The organism is Amycolatopsis kentuckyensis, from assembly GCF_002155975.1.
In the GTDB taxonomy this organism is placed as follows: Bacteria; Actinomycetota; Actinomycetes; order Mycobacteriales; family Pseudonocardiaceae; genus Amycolatopsis; species Amycolatopsis kentuckyensis.
This window is the reverse complement of the sequence record NZ_MUMI01000869.1, coordinates 1-950: the sequence shown is the minus strand read 5'-3', so window position 1 is coordinate 950 and position 950 is coordinate 1. Positions and strand designations below refer to the sequence as shown.

The 950-nt window shown below is 69.7% G+C and carries 1 protein-coding gene; it reads right to left on the bottom strand.

What is annotated here, in order from left to right; all coding sequences use genetic code 11:
- Positions 1-94 precede the first annotated feature (94 nt).
- Positions 95-856 carry a phage tail tape measure protein gene (locus CCN39_RS48775; protein WP_158104631.1) on the bottom strand — a complete coding sequence of 254 codons (762 nt, stop codon included), beginning with the start codon at positions 854-856 and terminating at the stop codon, positions 95-97.
- Positions 857-950: the final 94 nt, after the last annotated feature.

The following is a 950-nucleotide window of genomic DNA, read 5'->3' as shown; positions in this document are numbered from 1 at the left end:
GGTCGCCTCCAGTGCGTCGCCCGCCCAGCGGACGCCGTCGATCAGGCCGTTGATGCCGGGCAGGACGACCGCGCTCACGACCTGACCGAAGGTGTCAGTGAAGCGGCGCTTCAACACTTCGAGGCGGGTGGCGGTGTTGCCCCGGATCGTCTTGCCCAGCTTCGCCGCCGCGCCGGCCGGTATTGTCCATACCGGCCGAGGCGGCGGCGGAGGCGGGGTCCATGGCGAACAGAGCGTCGCCCATCACGGTGCCCGGGTCGCCGAACAGCGCGGTGGCGGCGGTCAGCTTGACGGTCTGATCCTCGGTGCCGCGCAGCGCGTCTAGGGTCTGCTGCAGCGCGCTCGTCGCCGAGCTGCCGCCCTTGCCGATCAGGTCGGCCATGTCCCCGGCGTCCAGGCCGATGGACTTGAAGGCGTCCTTCACACCCTGCTCGGAGGCCAGCGCCAGCTCACCGAACTGACCGATGGCGTCAGCGACCTGGTCGCTGTCGCGGGCGCCGCCCTTGATGGCCTGGTCGATCAGACCGATGGCCATGCTGCCGTCGATCCCGACCCGCCGGAACTGGGTCGAGTACTCGTTCATCGTGTCCAGCAGGTCATCGGCCTTGTTCGCCGACGACTGGAAGCCCTTGGTGAGGATGTCCAGGGCCTGGCCGCCGTCCTTGGCCATGCCGGTGCGGATCATCGTCGCCGCGGCGTTCGCGGTCTTGGACAGGTCCTGCTCGAAGGTGTTCGACAGGTCGGTGACCTTCACGGTCAGCGACTCGATGGCCTTGCCGGTGGCCTTCTCCGGGATGAGGCCGGAGCCCATCACCTGCCGGACCGCTTCGGCGCCGTCCTCGAAGGTGTCGACCACCGCCTTCGAGTACAGCGACCCGGCGAGCTTCCCGGCCCGCTCGGCCCCCTTGCCGGACGCGCCGAGCTGTCCGGCGAGACGGTCGGCGGTCTTC